General features: G+C 72.0%; 12 protein-coding genes. 1 reads left to right on the top strand and 11 read right to left on the bottom strand.

Annotation, left to right across the window (positions count from 1 at the left end; all coding sequences use genetic code 11):
* Positions 1–5: 5 nt before the first annotated feature.
* The 11 genes from K4B79_RS15760 to K4B79_RS15710 all read right to left on the bottom strand — a co-directional run bounded on the left by K4B79_RS15760 (position 6) and on the right by K4B79_RS15710 (position 14,960).
* Positions 6–2,783, bottom strand: a complete 2,778-nt coding sequence (locus tag K4B79_RS15760; protein WP_232027210.1) for an ABC transporter substrate-binding protein — start codon at positions 2,781–2,783, stop codon at positions 6–8.
* A 150-nt stretch (positions 2,784–2,933) separates the two neighbouring features.
* Complete coding sequence (locus tag K4B79_RS15755) at positions 2,934–3,530, bottom strand: hypothetical protein (protein ID WP_232027209.1); 597 nt, start codon at positions 3,528–3,530, stop codon at positions 2,934–2,936.
* Positions 3,496–4,329, bottom strand: a complete 834-nt coding sequence (locus K4B79_RS15750; RefSeq protein ID WP_232027208.1) for an FkbM family methyltransferase — start codon at positions 4,327–4,329, stop codon at positions 3,496–3,498. Before K4B79_RS15750 ends, K4B79_RS15755 begins: the two co-directional genes overlap by 35 nt.
* Positions 4,326–4,550, bottom strand: a complete 225-nt coding sequence (locus K4B79_RS15745; protein WP_232027207.1) for a Trm112 family protein — start codon at positions 4,548–4,550, stop codon at positions 4,326–4,328. Before K4B79_RS15745 ends, K4B79_RS15750 begins: the two co-directional genes overlap by 4 nt.
* On the bottom strand, positions 4,547–5,452 hold the full coding sequence (locus K4B79_RS15740) for a hypothetical protein (RefSeq protein ID WP_232027589.1): 906 nt from the start codon (positions 5,450–5,452) through the stop codon (positions 4,547–4,549). Before K4B79_RS15740 ends, K4B79_RS15745 begins: the two co-directional genes overlap by 4 nt.
* A 25-nt stretch (positions 5,453–5,477) precedes the next feature.
* Positions 5,478–6,218: a class I SAM-dependent methyltransferase gene (locus K4B79_RS15735; RefSeq protein ID WP_232027206.1), complete on the bottom strand. Its 741-nt coding sequence runs from the start codon at positions 6,216–6,218 to the stop codon at positions 5,478–5,480.
* A complete protein-coding gene (locus K4B79_RS15730) occupies positions 6,215–7,591 on the bottom strand; it encodes a condensation protein (RefSeq protein WP_232027205.1) in 1,377 nt (458 codons plus the stop codon). Before K4B79_RS15730 ends, K4B79_RS15735 begins: the two co-directional genes overlap by 4 nt.
* Complete coding sequence (locus tag K4B79_RS15725) at positions 7,588–11,793, bottom strand: DUF3367 domain-containing protein (protein ID WP_232027204.1); 4,206 nt, start codon at positions 11,791–11,793, stop codon at positions 7,588–7,590. Before K4B79_RS15725 ends, K4B79_RS15730 begins: the two co-directional genes overlap by 4 nt.
* Entirely contained in the window at positions 11,790–12,650 is an 861-nt protein-coding gene (locus tag K4B79_RS15720) for a class I SAM-dependent methyltransferase (protein ID WP_374208486.1), read from the bottom strand. The genes K4B79_RS15725 and K4B79_RS15720 overlap by 4 nt, the downstream gene beginning before the upstream one ends.
* Complete coding sequence (locus K4B79_RS15715) at positions 12,598–13,776, bottom strand: glycosyltransferase family 4 protein (RefSeq protein ID WP_232027203.1); 1,179 nt, start codon at positions 13,774–13,776, stop codon at positions 12,598–12,600. Before K4B79_RS15715 ends, K4B79_RS15720 begins: the two co-directional genes overlap by 53 nt.
* Positions 13,777–13,973: 197 nt before the next feature.
* Positions 13,974–14,960 carry a DUF3068 domain-containing protein gene (locus K4B79_RS15710; protein ID WP_232027202.1) on the bottom strand — a complete coding sequence of 329 codons (987 nt, stop codon included), beginning with the start codon at positions 14,958–14,960 and terminating at the stop codon, positions 13,974–13,976.
* Positions 14,961–15,166: 206 nt separating this feature from the next.
* Here K4B79_RS15710 and K4B79_RS15705 point away from each other — a divergent pair, with 206 nt between their 5' ends.
* Complete coding sequence (locus K4B79_RS15705; protein ID WP_232027201.1) at positions 15,167–15,319, top strand: hypothetical protein; 153 nt, start codon at positions 15,167–15,169, stop codon at positions 15,317–15,319.

The raw sequence follows: 15,319 nt of genomic DNA, 5'->3' as shown, positions 1-15,319 counted from the left end.
AGGTGTCACCCTGCGGCGTCACACGGCACCCCCTGCTTCTGGTACCGATAGTCCTCGCCCTGCTGGTACGCCCCGCACGCCACCACCGCCTCCGGCTGGTTCGCCACCTGCCGGAGCAGGACCAGGGTCTTGTCGACGGGCGGGGCGTTGACGTCGGCGCCGTAGGAGACGTACCCGGTGGCACCGTCGAAGGAGATGCCGTCCTGGAGTGAGTGCAGCACGTTGGCCCGGCTGACGGTCGGGTCCGCCTGATAGGCCTCGATCACCGCCTGGGACAGGACGTGGAAGGCGTCGTAGGAGACTGCGGAGTGGCCGTCCTGGCGCCAGGGGTCGGTGCCCGTGGTGGTGTCCTCGACGAAGGCGGTGTACCTCCTGACGAACTGCTTGGTCTTCGTGCTGGCCTGTTCGTCCGTGGACGGGAGCCGGTGCGCGGAGTAGTAGAGGCGCAGCCAGTCCTTCTCCGCGAAGACGCCGGTCTGCGCCACGTTGGTGAGTTCGTTGCCGCCGAGGACGGTGATGTCGTGGTCGGTGCAGGTGCCCGACCGGTCCATGGCGTTGACGAACGCGCTGAAGTCCTTGGCCCGGGCCGACCAGTAGACGACGGAGTCGGGCTGCTCGCGCAGGGCCGCGCAGAGCTGCTTGGTCAGGGTGTCGGCGCTGGACGTCCGCATCGTGACCGGCGGCCCGCCGTCGCCGTACTGGTTCTCCTGGTTGTAGTCGAACACCGGCTCGGTGCCGGGGAATTCGGCGGTGAACTTGTCGGCCAGACTGCGGCTGTAGAGATCGGCGGAGCTCTCGATCACGAGGGCGTGCCGCGCGGGAGTGCACTGGGTCTCGGAGCCTTCGTGGACGACGATGTTCTCCCGGCTCGCGAACGCGGCCTCGATGGCGGCCTCCGTCGAGTTGCTCGGCGTGAACGGCCAGTAGCCGGTACGGGCGGCGTTCTGCATCTCGTCGGCGGTCGCGGTGGTGCCGATGAGCGGGATCCTGGCCCGGTCGAGCACCTTGAGCGCGGCCTGGGTCGACTCGCGGCTCTGCGCGAATCCGAGGACGCCGACGACTCTCTCGTACGCGGGCTGCCCCGCTTCGTCGCGGACCTCGCGGACCAGCTTCTCGGCCTCGGCCTCGGCGTTGCCGAACGACTCCCCGGTGGTGCGGACGTCGACGAGCAGCGGCACCAGGGACGGGTCGTTGACCGCCTGGTCGTTCAGTTCCTGCTGCCACAGCGCGATGCCGCGCAGCTCGGGGATGAGGCCGTCGAAACGGATCGCGTCCACGCCGACGGGCGGGTCGGAGACGAAGGCCACGACGGTCCGTACGGTCCGGCGCTTCGCGTAGTCGCGGATGACGCGCTTGTTCTCCTGGTCGATCCGGTCCCTGACCGACTGGTGCCACTCCGTGGCCCGCACATCGATCCTGGCGCCCGCGCCCTCGGCCACGGTCTGCGTGCCGCCGACACACTCGTAGGAGACGTCTGGGCCATTGATGATCTTCCACGCGCCGACGCAGACCAGGATCGCGAACAGGCTGATGCCGGTCATCGCGGTGGTGGCGACGGCGCGTCCGCCGAGCCGGAACATCCGTGGGAGGCAGCGCCGTACGACGATTCCGTCCCGTTCGAACGGCTCGTCCCGCAGCCTCACCAGGGCCGGGCCGGCGGGCGGCTGTGACTGCGGGAGCAACCGGCCCGCCTGACCGAGTCCGATCGCCGTCGGCCCGCCCAGTGCGGTGAGCAACCGCTGCGAGGGCCGGCCGACCGCGACGACGAGAGGACCGGGCCGGCCCGCCGTGTGGCCGCGCTCCTCCTGGAAAGCGCGTAGGAACCGCTCGACGGCCGCCACGCCCGGTGCACCGTCCCGGGGTATCGGAACCAGCAGCAGGGGTCGGGCGGTACGGCGCCGCCGCAGGGGCCGCCGACGGCCGACCGGGGGATCGGCGAGGTCTTCGAGCAGCGCCCGGGTCAGCAGCTTCTCGAAGGCGACCAGGGATTCCTGGTGCCGCGGGTGGCCTTCGGGCAGGGCCAGCCGGGGCAGCTGCCGGTCCGCGACCTCGTCCATGACCTCGAACACGGTCTCGGAGCCCTCGGCCATGCCCAACGCCTCGCGCAGCCACCCCTGGCGTCTGCGGCGGGCAAGAAATCCGGGGCGCATCAGCCTGCGGGTCTTGCGCCGCTCCCAGCGCCACCGCGGGAGGGTACGGGTGATCGGGTGCCAGAGGAGGCCGAGCAGGAAGCCGCGCCACCCGCCGATCTGGGTAGCGTCGCCGCCGCCGAGCGCCCAGAGGAAGACCTGCGGACCGCCCTCGTGCCGCTGCCGTCGGTTGAGGCGCAGCTGCTTGAAGGCGTGATCGCGCAGGGTTTGGGAGCCGGGTGCGGTGGCCCCCTGGCCGAGGTCGCGTATGTACGAGACGGAGTCCGACAGCGGCCAGAAGCCCGGAAGCCGGTCCGGCGTCATGTTCTTGGGCAGACCGAAGAACAGACCCCGGGCGGCGGTGACGCTCAGCAGATCACTGTCCTTCGAGGCCCTGACGAGGGCGTGCGGGACCGTCTGCCGGTCCTGGTCGTTCCGCGAGGCCCGCTCCAGCGCCTCGACCACACGGCGCACCCGGGCGTCGTACTCCGCCCCGCCGTCTCCGCCGTCTCCGACGTCGAGGATGACGAGGGGCGGGGTGTACGCCAGCGATTCCCGTTCGGCGGGCGCCAAGGCCTGCCGGAACATCCGTACGAAGTCGTCGGCTCCCTCGTCGTCGGGGAAGCCCGTCGGGGCAGGGGGCGGTGTGGGCACGGAAAACCTCTTCGGGTCCGGAGTGCGGCCAACTGCGCCTGATGTCAAGGGAGATGTAAGGTAAGCCCTGTTGACTGTGCGTTGCAATGGATTCCGGAAGCGCTTCGATATCGATTCATCGATTCCGCCCCCGCTACCGCAGAGCCCCCGCTACCGCGGAGCGACCCGCTGCAACAACCCCCACGTGAACTCGGCGACGACATCACGCCGTACCCCCTCCGCGTCCGGAGCGGCGAAGGACAGCCCCCAGCGGGTCGGGGCCGTGCCCTCCAGCGGGCGGGCGGGGGCGAAGGCGCGGGCGGCCTCGTCGACCGTGCAGGACCAGGGGGTGAGGTCGGCGAGGGTGCGCAGGACGGGCGGTTCGGCGCCGGGGGCGCGGACCAGCCACTCGTTCCAGACGGCGCCGTTCGGGGCGAGGAGCACCTCGAAGCGCAGGTCGGGCCAGAGCGGCACCGGCCACAGCCAGGCCTCGCACTCCAGGTCGCCGACCCTGCGGGTGAGCACCGACTCGGGCGCGCCGAGGACGGAGCGGTACCGGGAGGCGGCGGCCCGCGAGCGCGGCGACCGGACCATCGCCTGCCACCGCTTGTTGGCCTCGCGCATCTGGGCGACCGAGACGCCCAGCGTGTGCCGGGCGTCCTCCACCGGATCCGGGTTGTGGTCGGCCATGCGGCGCAGCAGGACCAGCTGGAAGTCGAGCGGGGTGAAGGGGCTAGCGGGGGGCTTTCCGGAGGGCATGTCCACCATCGTCCCCCACGCCCGAGGAGCCGGGTCGGCGGCCGTCGGGCAGGAACAGGACCGAGTTGACGTACCGGGGGCGGTCGCGGAAGGGCAGGACGCGGCGGAGCAGGCCGTGGGCGACGACGTAGGAGGCCGTGGACTGGTGGTCCTCCAGGGGGAAGGAGGCCAGCGGCACCCAGGAGTCGCCGGGCAGCACCCAGCCGTCGTAGCCGAGCAGGGACAGGTAGGTCACCACCGGGGAGATCGGCTGGATGCGGGACTCCAGCTCGACGAAGAGGGCGGGCCGGTCGCGGGCCAGGATGCCGGTCGCGCCGCGCAGTACCGCGAGCTCGCTGCCGTCGACGTCGATCTTGACGAAGTCGACGTTCGTCAGGCCGAGGTCGTCGAGGGTGATGCAGGGCACCTCCAGTGCCCGGCCGTGGATGTCCCGGCGGACCAGGGAGGACACGCCTCGGTCGCCCGCGTCGTCCGGCGGCAGCCACAGCCGGGCCGTGCCGGGCTGGTCGGAGGCGGCGGCCGCGATCACGCGGACGTTCGCCGGGGCCGCCGCGGTCAGCAGCCGCGCCAGGTGCGGCACCGGTTCCACGGTCACCACCCGGCGGGCCCGTCTCGACAGCCGCCGGGTCCAGGGGCCGTACCAGCCGCCGACGTCCACGGCCGTGCCGCAGTCGGCCGGGCACAGCTCCGCGAGCCGCGCCAGCTCCGGCTCGAAGCGCGGGTACACGGCCCGCGCCGCCGCGGCGACCAGCCGGGTCGGCAGATGCGGGGCCACCCGGGCCGCCCAGGTGCGCGCCGGGCCGGTCACGGTGCCATCCGCTTGAGGAGGTCCTCGTGCTCGTCGTCCGAGACCTGCTCCCCGGAGGACGGCAGCAGCTGCGGAATGCCGTCGACGATCGGGTAACGGCGGTGCAGGCGCGGGTTGTAGAGCACCTCGGCCTGCGCCGGACCGTCCGGGAGGACCAGATGCAGCGCGCCCTTGTCGAGCGGGCAGGCGAGGATCTTCAGCAGTGGGTCGTCGGGGTTCATGGTGGGGTCAACTCCCTGGCACCGATGGGTTCTTGCGGCGCTCGGTCGTGTTTCGGCATGGACAGCAGGACGGCGACGGCGAGCGCGATGCCCGCCAGCCGCAGCGCGAGCCGCAGCGGGTCCTGGGGCAGCGCCTCGCCGAACGAGAGCGTGCCGAGCACCGCCGTGTACAGACAGGTCACCGTCGTGCACACCGGCACGATCAGCGAGGCCCGGCAGCGCTGGAGCGCCGCCTGCGACATGACCAGCCCGAACGCGCCGGTGAAGAGCAGCAGATACGGATACGGGGAGCGCAGCAGGCCGACGATCGCGCCGCCGAGGCCGCTCCCGGTCAGATGGCTCGACACGCCCTTGATGGCGAGCGAGCTGACGCCGTACAGCAGGCCCACCGCCACGCCGTACTCCACACCGGTGGTCGGCGCGCGATGGCGGTGGCGGCTGCGCCGCTCGGCCGCGTTGTACAGCCACACGCCCGTCGCGAGCGAGGGCACGCACACCAGCAGGACCAGCGGATACGGCGCGCTCTGACTGACGGTGTCCGCGCCCTCCCGCAGCGACAGCACCACCATCAGCAGCGCGGCCAGGATCGCGCCCAGCGCGTACCGCTCCCGGCCGGTGGTCTCCTCGCCCAGCAGCCGGGCGGACAGCAGTACGAGCAGGACGAGACCGGAGACGAAGATGCCCTGCGCGGCGGCGATCGGCAGGGTGCGGTAGACCGCAAGCTGCGCGGCGAACCCGGAGGCCAGCGCGAGCGACCCCCCGATCCACAACGGGCTGCGCAGCACCAGCCCCAGCAGCCGCACCGGTTGACGGACCGTCACCTGCGGCAGGGACGTCAACGCCCTTTTCTCCAGCACGAATCCCACGCTGTACAGCGCGTTCGCCAGCAGGGCCGCGGCCACTCCCCACCACATGGGCCATGCCCCCTCACGTCTTTCGCGCGTGCAGCAGCAGGATCGACGCGAGTGAGGGTCTGGCACAGGCCAGCCGGTCCAGGGCGCGCAGCGGGCGCGGCACGCCGTGGAAGGGGGCCCCTTCGAGCCGTACGACCCGGAAGCCGGCCGCGGTGACGAACTCCCGCAGCGCACGGGCCGTGTAGAGCCGCAAGTGCCCTACGACCTCCCGCCCCGGCCGGCCGTGGATGCCCCGCAGGCTCACCTCCGAGAACACCGGCTGGACGCCCGCCAGCAGCAGCCCGCGGTTGTACCAGGCGGCCAGGTTCGGCGTGGACAGCATGAGATGGCCTCCCGGGCGCAGCACGCGGCGGAGCTCGTCGAGGGCGGCGTCCGGGTCGACGAGGTGCTCGATCACCTCGCTGAACAGCACGGCGTCCGCGCAGCCGGTGCCGAACGGCAGCCCGGGGCCGGTGAGTTCGCCGCGGATCGGGTACGTCAGGTGCGCCCGCGCCCGTTTCAGCGCGTCCTGCGACCAGTCGACGCCGATGAGCCGGTGGCCGGTGAGCAGGGGCGCCGCGGTCGCGGCCGCCGTGCCGTCTCCGCAGCCGACGTCGAGGATCGTCCGGGCGCCGCGGGTCCCGGCGGGGCCGAGGGCGGCGGCCAGCATCCGCGCCTGGCGCAGCGAGCGGGAGGCGCCGGAGGCGACCGGGACGGCAGGATCCTCGTAGAAGTCCCGCAGCTCGCGCGGGCGTTGACGCGCGGTCGTGGTCATGTGCCGACCTCCGTGGAGTGCAGGTAGTGCTCGAAGAGGTCCCGCAGATGGGCGCCGTCGCCATGTCCGAGCAGGGCGCGCGACCAGCGCAGCGCCAGGTGGAGACGGCCCGCCGTGGACGCGGTGGTGACGGTCAGCCCGCGTGGCATGCGCGCCGGCGCCGAGAACCACACGGCGTGGGCGCGGCCGGCCTCCTCGCCGAAGTCCAGCGGGTACGGGATCCGGCCGATGTTGCTGAGCAGGGTGGTCGATGTCCACGGGGCGGCGGCCCTGCGGAGGCCCCGGGTGAGCGCGGCCCGCCATGCCACGGGGGTGACCGGAGCGGTCAGGAGGGTGGCGCCGTGGCCGAGCTGGGGGCGGGGGAGGGACTTGAGCGCGCGGGTCCTCGTGGCCGTGCGGCGCAGCAGGGCGCCGAGGTCGGGGTGGTGCAACTCCTCGGGCGTGAAGGGAACTTCGACCAGGCGGGTGCCGTTGCCGATGGGCATCGTCGTGTCGCGGGGGCGGTCGTCCACGGGCATCGTGATGCGCAGGGGGCGGGGGCGGGCGCCGTGTTCTCTGTTCCAGTGGGCGATCGTCAGGGCCGTCGTCACCATCAGCTGGTCGTTCACCGTGTACGGCGAGCCCTTGGGGCGGTGGGGGAGGGGGAGTTCGGTGACGAGGAGGCCGTTGCCGGGGGAGGGTTCGGGGGTGCCGGGGGCTACGCGGGCCGGTCTTGACCAGTTGGAGGGGGTGTCCTCCGGGGGTGTGGGGGGTTCCTGGGGGCGGGTGGGGGCTGCGGTGGGGGCGTTGTCCTTGCCGCCGTACAGCTCCGCTGCGGTGGCGAGGACGCGTAGGCAGGCGGGGCCGTCCAGGGCTGTGTGGTTGATGGTGAGGAAGAGGACGGTAGTTTTTTGGCTGCGGGCCGGTGGGGGTTGATCGCGCAGTTCCCCGCGCCCCTTAGGTGGGTGCGGCTGGCGTTGGTTGTCCACCGCAACCGTGGCTTCGCTGCCGTTGACCGGGCCTGTTCCCTCCACCATCTCCAAGCGGATCGGTGGGGACAGGGACAGTGGCGGTGCCTCTACCAGGGCCCTCGTCCTCGCGTCCCGCAGGGCATTCCGTCCGCCCGCCGGGAAGCTCACCACCTCCACATCAGGCTCCGCCGTCAGTTCCCACTCGTAGCGGCGTCGGTACCACGGGCCCGCCGCCTCGCGCATCAGGATGCGCGGGTGGCGGTGGAGGGCCTCGGTGAAGGCCTTGCGGAGGCGGCCGGGGTCCAGGTGGCCGGGCAGGTGGACCTCGATGTGGACGGTTTCCGGTTCCTCCTCCTGGAGGCAGTGGCGGGCGACCTCGTCGACGAGGGGGAAGGGGATGCGCAGGGGTGGGGTGGTCGTCATACGGGCTCCGCCTTCCCCTTCTCGACCTGGACCGGGGGCAGTTGCTGGGTCGGTGCCTCGGACTCGGGGGGTGGTGGCGGTGGCGTCTCCGCCGGCTCGCGCACGCTCACCAGTGCCGCGAACACCCCGATGAGCGCGAGGAGTTGGGCGGCGGGGCCGAAGGCCCCCTCTTCCGCCCCCACCGGCTCCCCGGCCCCCGTCGCCGCCGCGATCCCGGCCCCGGCGAGGGCCACGAAGGCGAGGGGGACGAGGAGGGCGTGCCGCCGGTACGCGAGCAGCGCCAGTGCCGGCACCAGCAGGGCGAACCAGCCGGCGATCACCGCGGCGACCAGGGTGAGGGCGATCGTGCCGAGCCAGAGGCCGGGCGGGGGTGGCAGGGGCTGGGGGTCGTCGGGGTTGGGGGCGCGGCGGCGCCACAGGACGAGGGCGACCAGGGCGGCCAGGGCCACCGCGCTGGCGATGAGGCCGATGTCGTAGGTCGTCGCGGGCTCGTAGGAGAGTTTCACCGTGCCGCCCGCGCCCGCCGGGATGCGCCAGCCCTGCTGCCAGCCGTCGAGGCGGACCGGGGACAGCTCGCTGCCGTTGAGGGTGGCCTTCCAGCCGTCGTTGTAGTTCTCGTACGTGCTGAGGTACGAGGAGGCGCCCGAGCCCACCGTGAGCTGTCGCTGGTCGCCGAGCCAGTCGCCGATCCGCAGGTCGCGGGCGGCCGCGGCGGACTCGGTGACCGTCCCGCGGGTCAGGGTCACGTCGGTGAGGGTCAGCGGTCCGGCGTCCCCGCCCTCGACCCGGTGGGTGCCGGTCGGCAGCTCCAACTCGGCGTTCTGTCGGCCGGACTGACAGAGCGTCACCTCTACGGCCCGGCGCTCGGTGAGGTCCCGGACCGTGCCCTTCACGCTCGACTGGTACAGCTCTCCGTCGACCGCGATGTCGGGTCCCTGTCCGCAGGGCAGGGAGAAGGGGCGGTCGGCGCGGGGCTGCGGGGTGCGGTACTGGTCGAGGGCCGGGATGTAGGCCTCGGTCAGGCCGACCGGGAGCTGGAGGTCCTCGTCGGCGACCGGGTTGTGCAGGGTCATCGGCGCCGTCTTGGTGATGGTGATGTCGAGGCGGTCGGTGGTGATCGGCGGGAAGCGGACCGCGCCGTTCTCGTCCACGCCCGCGATCGCGGCGCCGTCGGGCGAGCTGATGTCCACCTCGGTGGGCCGGGTGGACAGTCCGCCCGCGCCGGCCAGCACGATCTCGCCGACCGGCTGCTTGTCCGGCCAGCGCAGATGGATGGTGGGGCGGTCGCCCGCGATCCACGCCGTGGTCAGGTCGCCGTCGGTGAGGTTGCGCGCGGACAGGCCCGCGCCCAGCATCGCGGTGGAGTCCGCGGTCGCCGTGATGCGGTTCTGCTGCTCGGGCGCGACCTCGTACAGCATTCGGTCGAGAGCCTCACCGGACACCGGCACCGCGCTCGCCCGCACCTCGTACGTCCCCGAGGTGTTCGTCGAGAAGGTCCGGTGCAGGCCCGCCTCGGTGCCCGTCGGCGAGAAGCCGGCCGGGTCGGCGGTGCGGTGCAGGGAGACGATCTCGCTGGTGGCGTCGGTGTTCCCGGCGTCGGTGGGCAGCCGCAGCAGCCGGGTCACCTGGACGTCGGGCAGGTCGATCTCGGAGAAGCCCGCGCCCGCGAGGCCGGTCCGCCGGGCCACCGAGTCGACGATGGTGAGCTTCATCCAACTCGTCGCGCCCTCGGGGGCCTTGATGCTCTGGGTGGTGCCGTCGGAGCGCAGGTAGCTGGTCACCGAGCCCTTCTCGGTCTCCACCCGGACCCGGGTGGCCGCAGACCGCACGCTCTCCTGCGGCAACGGCGTGACCCTGAAGGAGCGCGGCATGTCGTAGGAGTCGGTGAAGCCGATCCGCAGCCACTGCCCGTTCGGCGAGCCCGCGACGCCCTCGGCCCACGCGGTGTCCGGATTGCCGTCGAAGGCGTTCACCGGATCGAACTGCGGGAGATGGAAGAGCCAGTTGCCGTACGAGGACGCCGTCACCGAGCGGGCGCCGCGCAGTTGGGCGACCGTCTGGTGGGACAGGCCGGTGGTCGGCAGGATCTGGTGCGGTGTCTCACCGGCGTCCTGCGCGGCCCCCGGGGCGTTGCGCTCGTCCCGGGTGTACGTGTACGACGTGTTGGCGTTGACCAGGCCGAACCGGGTGTCGGCGCGGCGCAGTCCGTCGCCCACCACCTGCACCGGCGGGGTGCCGAGCCCGGGATGGTTGTCGCCGGTCAACACCGTGGCCCGGCCGCGCAGTTCGGTGGCGAGCGGCAGCAGGGACTCGGGGCCGCCGGAGACCACCGCCGTGTCGGCGACCGGGGTCAGCCCGGCCTGCCCGGGACGCGGGACGTCCTCGCCCGCCGGACGGTAGATCTCCACCGCCCGCTGCCTCGGGTACAGGCCCTCGACCTGGAGCGGGGTGTCCTCGGCGATCCGCCCGCCGGTCATGATCGGGCCGAGGCCCGTCACCCGTTCGTAGCCGGACTGCTCCAGGGTCCGCTTCACCGTCGAGGTCGGCACGTTGCCGATCTGGTCGGGGTCGAGGTCGTTGCGGACGACGACGTAGTAGACCCCGGCGCGGCTCAAGTAGTCGGCCAGGCCCGGGACTTCGCCGCCCGTCTGCAGTGACTCCTCCACCGCGTCCATCGCCCGCCGGTTGCCGGCGGTGCCGAACGGCACGTAGTCGCGCTGCGCCCAGCGGGACTCGGCGAGCACGTCCAGGGGCTGGTCGATGGGGGAGCCCCAGGTGTAGATGCCGTGCGCGGTGGCCGGGACGACCAGGGCGCGCGAGTCGGGGGAGTACTTCTCCAGCCAGTCGGAGGTGGCGTGCCAGTACTTGGGCAGCTCCTGGAACGAACCCGGGTTCAGGATCGACCCGTTGAGGTACGGCCACATCAGCCCCGGCAGGATCAGCACCGCCGCGATCAGCGGGGCGAACCGGCGTCCGCGCACCTCGCGGGCGCCGCGCGTCTCGGCGGCGACCCCCACGAGGTGGGCCAGGCCCAGTACCAGCGCGAGCGCGACCCCGACCTGGAACTTGTAGATGTTGCGGAAGGGCGCCAGCCCGCCGTCCAGCCAGTCCTGCACGGTCCCGTGGAAGGGGGCGCCGAACGGGCCGCCGTACCCGGCCAGCAGGACCAGGATCGCCACCAGCACGGTCAGCACCAGCCAGCGCCGCTCCGGCATGTCCCGCCTGGCTAGACCGGCCAAACCCAGCCCGGCCGCGAACGCCGAGCACAGGATCACGATCACCGCGGACGCCACCGTCCAGCCCGCCGGCAGCCAGGCCTGAACCAGGTGCAGATAGGCGACCCAGTTGCCGCCCCCGCGCAGTGCCTCCGTCGCCGACATGGTCTCGGTCGTGGTCCGGGCGCTCTCGACGTACGGCAGGAAGTTCTCGCCGTAGAAGCCGAGCAGCAGCAGCGGGATCACCCACCAGGCCGTCGCCAGGATCACCCCCGGCACCCACCAGGCGATCAGCTTGCGCTGCCGTGGCCCGGGCGGCCGGGACAGCAGATACAGGCCGACCGGGACCAGGGCGGCGAGCGTCGAGGCCGCGTTGACACCGCCCATGAACGGGATGACCAGCGCCGAGCGCAGGGCGGCGATCCGGGCGCTGTACCGCTCGTCGGTCAGCGGCAGCAGCACCCACGGCAGGAACGCGCCGGGCAGCGCCGCCGCCGACGTGGAGCCGACGACGATCGTGAACACCGGCCACAGCGCGTACGCCACCGCCGCGAGCAGCCGGGACGCCCCGTTGCCCACGCGCAGCCGCTCGGCCAGCCGGAGCGCGCCCCAGAACGCCACCGACACCACCAGCGACAGCCACAGCCGCTCCACCAGCCACACCGGCAGCTGCACGGCATGACCGAGCCAGTAGAACGGCAGCATCGGCCACACATAGCCGACGTACTGGTCCTGGATCCCGCCGAACGAGCCCTGGTCGTGCCACAACTGGCCGAGATCAGCGAGGAACCGGCCCGGGTCGGTGGTGACGCCGAGCTTGGTGTCGAAGGTCTGGCGGCCGGGGTGCACCGCCAGGAACAGCACGAACACCACGGCCCAGAACCCCAGCAGCCAGCGCCGCGACCGCGGGCCCTCCGGAGGGCCCGGCAGGATCGCGGTGGTGGGGACGGCTGCCGGAGGAGGGGCCTGGACCGTGGACGTCGTCATGGTGGACACCGCCGGAGGATGAGGAGGAGGTTCCAGGTGGCGACCTCGCGGACCCCGGGCACCTTCACCACGGTCTCCGAGAGGAACGGCCAGTAGCGGGAACGCGCCGAGACGACCCGCACGTCGTCCCGGGCGCGCACCTGCCGCAGGGTCGGACCGATGTGCACCGCGAACAGGTTCTCCCCGAGCGCGTGCTTCGCGGTCCGGCCGGTACGGCGCCGATACCGGGCCCGCGCCCGCTCGGCACCCAGGTAGTGCCAGGGCGCCCACTCGTGCCCGCCCCAGGGAGACCACCAGTTGGTGAACGACACGTAGATCAGCCCACCGGGCCTGGTCACCCGCACCAGCTCACTGATGAACGTCTGCGGATCGGCCACGTGCTCCAGCACGTTGGAGGAGAACGTGACATCGGCGACCCCGTCGTACAGCGGCAGCAGATAGCCGTCCGCGATCACGGTCGAGTCGGGCGGTTTCTCACCGAGTTCGCCTGCGTCGGGCTCGAAGAGGTAGGCGTCGGCCCCGCGTCTGCGGAACTCCTCCGTGAAGTGCCCGCTGCCACCCCCGACATCGACGACCGTCCGCCCGGCCACGGGCCCGTCGTAGGCCTCGACCTGATCGACGGAGTCCCGGGCGAGGAGCGAGTAGCAGGCCTCGGGGTCGACCTGCTCACGCAGAAAGGCACGAAAGAGGGCGAGAGACCGCCGAACCGAGGGATCCTTATATCCCCGGCCGACAGGGGCGCCCCTATAGGAGCGCGGGGAACTGCGCGACCAGCCACGACGATCCCGCAGTCGCGATCCGGCATCACCCGTACGGCGCACAGGCGTCACCGCCCCCAAAATCCCGCACCGCCTCATAGGCAACAGCACGGAACTGCCGCACCGTACGATCCCAACGGAACCGCGCCGCCCGATCCCGCGCGGCCTTACCCATCAATTCCCGGCGATGTCCAGACAGGGCGAGCGTGCACCACGCCGCCGCGAAGGACGACTCCCCGGCGGCCAGCACCCCCGTCTCCCCGTCCACGACGGAGTCACGGAGCCCGGGAACATCGAAGGCGATGGACGGAGTCTCACGCGTCGCGGCCTCCGTGACGACAAGACCCCACCCCTCCACGGCCGAGGGATGCAGCAGCAGCCACGCCGCACACAGCAGCCGGTGCTTCTCCGCCTCGGAGACGTGACCGGTGAACTCGACACCGGGACCGGCGAGTTGCTCCAGCCGCTGCCGCTCGGGACCGTCCCCGACGATCACCAGCCGGCCACCGGTGACCGGCCGGACCCGTTCCCAGAGTCTGAGCAGCAGGTCGATCCGCTTGTACTCGACGAGTCTGCCGACGGCGACGAACAGGGGCTCGGGGGAGCGGTCCTCACGGGGCCCCGGCTCCTCGACGCCGTTGTGCACGACCCGGATCCGGTCGCGTTCGACGCCGATCGCCCGCAGCGCGTGGGCCGTCGAGGGGGAGACGGCGACCAGCAGCCCGCGGTGCTGGGCGGCACCGGCCAGTGCCCAGTGCTCGAGTCTTCGGCCGATCCGGGCGGCCGGTGTCAGCGGCCCGCCGAACCGCATCTTCCACAGGTCGGTGTGGACGTGGTTGACCAGGCACAGCGTGGGACCGCGGTGCCACAGGGGTGCCAGGTACGGCATGCCGTTGCACACCTCGACCAGCAGGTCGCAGTCGCCGACCTGGCGGGCGAAGGCGGACCGGGCGCGCAGATAGTGGCCGAACTCGCCGCCGGCGGAGACGACCCGGTAGTCGCGGTACGCAGCCGGCCCTCCGCACAGCAGGGTCACCTGGTGGCCGAGACGGGTCAGTCCGTCGGCGAGTCGGTCGACCAGCAGCTCGGAGCCGCCGGCGGCCGGGTTGTCCAGATCTCGATGGGCAAGGAAAACGATTCGGCGCGGAGGTGGGGGGAGCGCCGAAAGGTGCTGCGACGCCCGGGGGACCTGGGTGCGCAGCGAGGGTGGCACGTGCTGGGGCATGGGTGCTCCAACTCGTCTCAGGGTGCGGAACTCAGCGTGGGGGAAGAGGGTTTGCGTTTCCGTGGGGGGATTGCGCGTTTCTGTGGGGTGGGTGTGGACGGCCTGTGCTCGGGTGGGGTGGACAGTTTTCGCCCACCCGTTCGTCACGGCTACTCACGGAGGTGACAAATTCCGGCTTTGTTAGAGCTGACGTCTAGTTAGATCGTGAGAGGGACTCGGGAGGTGTCCGGCGTTTCATCCGATTCCGGACGCCTGCGTCCCCGTACCACCAAAACGCCCCCCACGACCGCCAGCACGAATCCGGCCACAGCGGCCCCGATCGGCGCCGTCACACCCACCGCGCGCAACTGGCCGCTGTCCCGCTTCGCCTGCCGCACCGCCTCCTTCTGGGTGTCGGTGGTGAACGCGATCTTCCGGCTGTCCAGCAGCACCGCCGCGTCCTTGTCCGCGCCCGGCGCCCGCAGCGTCCGCCGCGGACCCGTCTGCGCGTAGATCACCCGGCCGGTGGCCTGGTCGACCACCAGCACGAAGCCGTGGTTGGAGTACCACTCCTCGGCCAGCACCTGCGGCCGGTTCGGCTGGTCGACGATGCTGCCCGGCACCAGCCGGCTGCCGACCCGTGTCGGCGGGACCGTGCCGGTGAACCGGTAACCCGTGTACCCCTGGATCTTCTCGGTACCCCGGTAGCCCAGCATGACCGTGCCGCCGAGGGTGTTGTCCCACCAGCGGTAGGTACGTTTCTGCACGTCGAAGGGGAACTTCAGATAGGCCTCCCCCTCGATGTACGGCTTCTCGCCGCAGCAGTGCACGGGTTCGGTGGTCCGGCGGTCCATCACCCACCGGTGCGGTACGAAGTCCAGCGCGTCGTGCGGGTCGGCGGCCGGCAGCGTCTTGTCCGTGTCGACCGTGGTCGTCACGTCCCACACGGCATCGCCGCTGCGCTCACTTTCCGCCACATTGCCGCGCACCCGCTGGGTGACGGTGATCCGCTGACCCGGCACGGTCTCCAGCTCCTCGGTGTCGAAGACGCTGCCCGTGCCGCGGTAGACGGCGGTGGTGTCGATGTCGATGGGGTTCACGGCGGCCCGGGGTTCCACGTACCAGGCGAGCATCGGTGCCAGAACCAGCAGAAACGTGCCAAGTCCCAGCAGGATCAGAGAGATGGGTGAGGCTGTACGGCGCATCCGGACACTCCTGGGGCGTGAGATGACGGAGTTCGGGCCGCTCTATGAGGCGAGGACCGTAGGCGCCCCTTGACGGAGTGTCAATCTCTTGTCGACACTGGCCCCCACAGGCAGGGTGGGACGCCGGGGTGGGACGACCCGCGGACGGGCTCGGAGAATTCCGGGCGCGTTCGGGACGTGACCCGGACTGAGAGGCTGACCCTGCGATGTCCAGACTGCTCGCCGCCGCACTCACCGTGGCGCTCGCCGCCGCCCTCGCCGTGGGCGCTGCCCTCGGCGTCGTGGCCCTGCTCGAAGCGACGCCCGACCAGCCCAACACCCCCTTGATCACGTACGAGCAAGTCGGGCAGGGGAGTTGA

The organism is Streptomyces lincolnensis (assembly GCF_021173675.1).
Taxonomy (GTDB): Bacteria; Actinomycetota; Actinomycetes; order Streptomycetales; family Streptomycetaceae; genus Streptomyces; species Streptomyces lincolnensis_B.
The sequence above is the reverse complement of the archived record's forward strand: the minus strand, read 5'-3'. Positions and strand labels throughout refer to the sequence as shown.